The sequence below is a fragment of the Paenibacillus sp. JSM ZJ436 genome, from assembly GCF_044383795.1.
Classification (GTDB): Bacteria; Bacillota; Bacilli; order Paenibacillales; family Paenibacillaceae; genus Paenibacillus_AQ; species Paenibacillus_AQ algicola.
The window spans coordinates 1-4,585 of sequence record NZ_JBISEO010000033.1; the positions used below are offsets into that span (position 1 = coordinate 1).

Here is a 4,585-nt window from a genome sequence, read left to right on the forward strand (position 1 = left end):
CAGATTATTCTCTTTAATGAAGGCGCGCAACTGTTGTTTATCCCAAAGTCCCATGTGTGCTCCCAACCTTTCTACTATGTTTCATTTTAATAGTTTTGGGAGTTTACACAATCTATTTTACAGACTCCGGCAGCTATGTTTAGACTCATTATTTCTGAATTTAAGCAGCTAACTAGAAAGCCAATATGGCTTTTTATTGCTTCCTCGCTACATTATATCAGATAGGTTCCTTACATCATAAAGAATTGCAGTTGATATACCCTCTAAATGTAGTCATGTTCGGATGGATCCGTCCAGTATTATTGAGTTTAATCTATTCACTCTGCTTTACAGCATCCTTAATGCTAAATAAAAATTATGCAGATGAGGTATTAGTGGGTGCTTATACAGCTGCAGTACTTTATATGAATCTTGCATCTTTTATTTTGATACTTTTTAAAAATATTGGTATGGGCATAGCTCTTCCGCTGGCGTTTCTATTTTATGGAATGTTTACTACTGGGAGCGGCATTAGCAGCTTTTATTTAGGCTATGTTAAACCTAAATGTTGATATTTGATTAATACGAACTAATGTTCTATAAATGGGGTATATCAGTGTTCGGAGGTGGTGTACCCATGGATTTAAAGGAACTGAAGAAGCTTGCTGAAACGTTGGACGATAACAGTAAGCGGGAGCTTATCTACTTCTTGCAGTCCCGAACCAAGGGTATGTCGGCTCAAGTACGAGCAATTGATGAAATCCAAGAACAGAAACACAAAGATGGGCTTGTTTGTCCACATTGCACAGCCCACGCTGTCGTGCGGTTTGGGAAATATACTGTTCAAACGCGTGCTGGAGTGGTCAAACGACAGCGGTATCGTTGTAAATCCTGCTTGCAGACGTTTAACGACCTTACAAATACCCCTCTTCAGCGCACACGAAGACCTCATCTTTGGGTTCGTTTCATTGAATTCATGATTGAGGGTTATTCTCTTCGGAAATGTGCCGAGGAGATGCTTGGTGAGGTTACTCATGTCACCTTGTTCTATTGGCGGCATAAGATTCTTGCTGCGTTGAAACAGATTCCAACTGAAGCATTCCAAGGTATCGTCGAAATGGACGAGACCTACTTTCTGTACTCGGAAAAGGGCAAGCGCAATATTGCCGAACGTAAGCCACGTAAACGTGGAGGGAAATCCAAATATCGCGGCATCAGCAATGATCAGGTTTGTGTCCTCGTAGCCCGTGACCGTCAGAAGATGACCTACTCTGGCGTTCTTGGACGTGGGCGTATTAGGAAGACGGAGTTGGATGAAGCCATTGGTGGACATCTATCTGACTCCAACGTGCTTTGTACCGATGCCTGGAGGGCATTCAGTTCTTATGCAAACTCAAAAGGTTTGGCGCATTACAAATTCAAATCCGATGGCAAGCAGCGTGTCAAAGGCGTTTACCATATTCAAAACGTAAACAGCTATCACAGTCGTTTAAAGAAATGGATGGACCGTTTCAACGGTGTAGCAACCAAATATTTGCAACATTATTTGGCGTGGTTCCGTTATATAGACAGCAAGGAATATGAGAATACGGCATCGAATAAGAAGAATATGTTGGTAAAATCGTGCCTGTTTACAGTCGCCGACACGAATAAAAAGCTTCGGTTGTCTGCATATTCTTGTTAAGCTAAAACGCAAGGTAAAGGAGGGGTTATATGAAATCTATAAGGCTTTTGCCTGGTTTACTTCTATTGGTTACTATCATTTTAGCGGCGTGTACCTCGGAATCGTCGTTGGGACATTCTGATAAGCAGCAGATAGTGAATGATATTAAAGCAGTAGAAGAAAATGAATTTGATCTTATCTACTTTAACAAGTCGTATACGCAATATCATAAAGCTCTAAATGAAATCGTTAGCGAAGGATACAGTGCATCCTTCAAAGGTGAGGTTGTATTTGGTTATGACGGTGCAACATACACCCGAGATGATTTGGCGAATATGCCGCAAGAGGAGTATGACAAACACAAAGAACGTATGCTTAATATAATTCGAGGAATGGATATGGATAAACTTAGCGCAACAGTTCGCATATCAAATGTGTATGAAGGGACCAATCAAGTCAATATTTACACGATTGAAAATAAAGAGTTGAAAGATCGACCGTTCACTGCAACTACTAAGAAGTATTCATTGGAGAAGCATAATGAGAAATGGCTTATTACCGATGTGAAGCAAGATAAGTTTACTTATGGAAGTGAGCAGACAGCAGAGGAAATGGAAGAGGGGATCAAGGCTCTTGATTATCAAACTCATGACGGAAAGGAAATTGGTTATCCGACTGTAATGGTGCTATCAGGCGTTGGAAAAGAATAGCAGACAAAGATGACCATAAGAAAACCGCCTTCAAGGCGGTTTTCTTATGGTCATAAATCAACATTAAAGATTAACATAGCCTTTATTTAATGCAATGGAGCAGGCCTAGCCCAGACACCACGCTTGAGGATTGCATAATTACTCAGGGATTCACTGCGATTATCCTCAGTCTTGCAGCAGTTTATTGTTTAAAGAGCCGCAACAAATATCATTGGAACATTTAATCACTGACATTCAGGTTTGAAGAATCGGTAAACTTAAAAAAAGAGCCGGCAATAATATGGCCGGCTCACATTAATTACGATTAAATTTTTGAGCTCTTTTTTGAAACGGACTGCTCATTGTCACTGACTAACCATCCCGATCTGCATTCAGCCGGACACAATCCATACCCTGGAGCCTTAAAGTATTCCCCTTTAAAAGACGCTGCAGGCGTCTTTTTTTATCTTCACTGAGAAGAATTAAGTCGATTTAAGTCCCTTGCCACCTAATATTCGGAGCTTGTCCCCTTCCATGTTCGCAATCAGGGGCAGCCCTTTTTGAATTATGGATCTTGTTGACTCAAGGGTTAATGATGCAGCATGAGATGCTTCATCTTTCCAAACTTCTGTCACCCAGACGGTATCCGCATCCGTGTTGGAGATGCTTACTACATAGGATTCGCAGCCCTCGAGTGATTGCATGGACTCCGCCGCTTCAAGTAATACGTTCGCCAACGCTTCTCCTTGACCATCCTTTGCTTTTAGCTTACCGCATACACCAAATGTACTCATACCGATCGCCTCCTTATAGTTAGAACACTTAAGTCATATCATAATCCATACTAAAAAACCACGCTAATCCCAATAGGATAACCGTGGTGTAATGTATTCAATATGGTCGGGACGACACGATTTGAACATGCGACCCCCTGGTCCCAAACCAGGTGCTCTACCAAGCTGAGCTACGTCCCGTTAACAGATATAAGACTAAAAGCGGACGACGGGAATCGAACCCGCGACCCTCGCCTTGGCAAGGCGATGCTCTACCGCTGAGCCACGTCCGCAAAATTTGGTGCGGTCGAGAGGACTCGAACCTCCACGGGGGTTAGCCCACACGGACCTGAACCGTGCGCGTCTGCCAATTCCGCCACGACCGCGTAATCATATGAGCCATGAAGGACTCGAACCTTCGACACCCTGATTAAAAGTCAGGTGCTCTACCAACTGAGCTAATGGCTCTTAACTATTTAAGCTGTAATAAAGTAATGAAATATTAAAGATGGCGGAACTGACGGGATACTCTCTCTTCGTTCGAGACTGCGAAGCATATGCTCCCGATGAGTATGCTCCGACGAACCCAATTTCGGATTCTCATCCCTGGAGCTATTTAAAGATGGCGGAACTGACGGGATTCGAACCCGCGATCTCCTGCGTGACAGGCAGGCATGTTAGGCCTCTACACCACAGTTCCATAAGACATGATCGCTAAGCGATGTAAAATTGGTTGCGGGGGCAGGATTTGAACCTGCGGCCTTCGGGTTATGAGCCCGACGAGCTACCGAGCTGCTCCACCCCGCGTCATTATTAAACAATCTGATGCCAGAACCAACGGGATTCTCATCCCCAGAAGTTTATAAGGAAAGTGGTGACCCGTAGGGGATACTCTCACTACGTTCGAGACTGCGAAGTGTTCCTCACGACGCTTATGCTCCGACGAACCATCGGGATTCTCATCCCCAGAAGTTTATAAGGAAAGTGGTGACCCGTAGGGGATTCGAACCCCTGTTACCTCCGTGAAAGGGAGGTGTCTTAACCCCTTGACCAACGGGCCTTATTAAACAATGTTTAAAATATGTAGTTCACGCTTGGCGGTGTCCTACTCTCCCGGGACCCTGCGGTCCAAGTACCATCGGCGCTGGAAGGCTTAACGGTCGTGTTCGGGATGGGTACGCGTGGAACCCTTCCGCCATCACCACCAAACGTGATTCAGGATGCGGCATAGCCATATGCCGTAATCAAGATGTCTTGAAGGTGCCACTTGTACACCATCAAGATGCTTTGATCACCTGAAAACTAGATACGAAACGAATGTACGTTGTTAGATTGATCATTAGCGTAATGCTTTCGTAGCTAGCTTTGCTTCGCAAAGCTCTGTGGATGCTTTCGTAGCTAGCTTTGCTTCGCAAAGCTTGTAGGATAAGCCCTCGACCGATTAGTATTGGTCAGCTCCATGCATTGCTGCACTTCCACCT

4 protein-coding genes, 7 tRNA genes and 1 rRNA gene are annotated in these 4,585 nt (G+C 44.1%); 3 read left to right on the forward strand and 9 right to left on the reverse strand.

What is annotated here, in order from left to right:
• The first annotated feature begins 275 nt into the window (after positions 1–275).
• The 3 genes from ACH6EH_RS20005 (at position 276) to ACH6EH_RS20015 (ending at position 2,352) form a co-directional block, all read left to right on the forward strand.
• Positions 276–551, forward strand: coding sequence for a hypothetical protein (locus tag ACH6EH_RS20005; RefSeq protein ID WP_397333575.1), 276 nt, complete (start codon positions 276–278; stop codon positions 549–551).
• Positions 552–616: 65 nt separating this feature from the next.
• Positions 617–1,663, forward strand: a complete 1,047-nt coding sequence (locus ACH6EH_RS20010; RefSeq protein ID WP_397333576.1) for an IS1595 family transposase — start codon at positions 617–619, stop codon at positions 1,661–1,663.
• A gap of 29 nt (positions 1,664–1,692) precedes the next feature.
• Entirely contained in the window at positions 1,693–2,352 is a 660-nt protein-coding gene (locus ACH6EH_RS20015; RefSeq protein WP_397333577.1) for a hypothetical protein, read from the forward strand.
• Between the two features lie 461 nt (positions 2,353–2,813).
• Here ACH6EH_RS20015 and ACH6EH_RS20020 read toward each other — a convergent pair whose 3' ends face one another.
• The 9 genes from ACH6EH_RS20020 to rrf form a co-directional block, all read right to left on the reverse strand.
• Entirely contained in the window at positions 2,814–3,125 is a 312-nt protein-coding gene (locus ACH6EH_RS20020; protein ID WP_138225922.1) for a putative quinol monooxygenase, read from the reverse strand.
• Between the two features lie 103 nt (positions 3,126–3,228).
• Positions 3,229–3,305: transfer RNA gene (locus ACH6EH_RS20025), tRNA-Pro, on the reverse strand.
• A 20-nt stretch (positions 3,306–3,325) separates the two neighbouring features.
• Positions 3,326–3,397, reverse strand: a tRNA-Gly gene (locus tag ACH6EH_RS20030).
• Positions 3,398–3,403: 6 nt separating this feature from the next.
• Positions 3,404–3,490 (reverse strand) — tRNA-Leu (locus ACH6EH_RS20035).
• Positions 3,491–3,499: 9 nt separating this feature from the next.
• Positions 3,500–3,572, reverse strand: a tRNA-Lys gene (locus ACH6EH_RS20040).
• Positions 3,573–3,727: 155 nt separating this feature from the next.
• Positions 3,728–3,804, reverse strand: a tRNA-Asp gene (locus ACH6EH_RS20045).
• Positions 3,805–3,834: 30 nt separating this feature from the next.
• Positions 3,835–3,911 (reverse strand) — tRNA-Met (locus ACH6EH_RS20050).
• A 178-nt stretch (positions 3,912–4,089) separates the two neighbouring features.
• Positions 4,090–4,164, reverse strand: a tRNA-Glu gene (locus tag ACH6EH_RS20055).
• Between the two features lie 32 nt (positions 4,165–4,196).
• A 5S ribosomal RNA gene (gene rrf / locus ACH6EH_RS20060) occupies positions 4,197–4,313 on the reverse strand.
• Positions 4,314–4,585 lie beyond the last annotated feature (272 nt).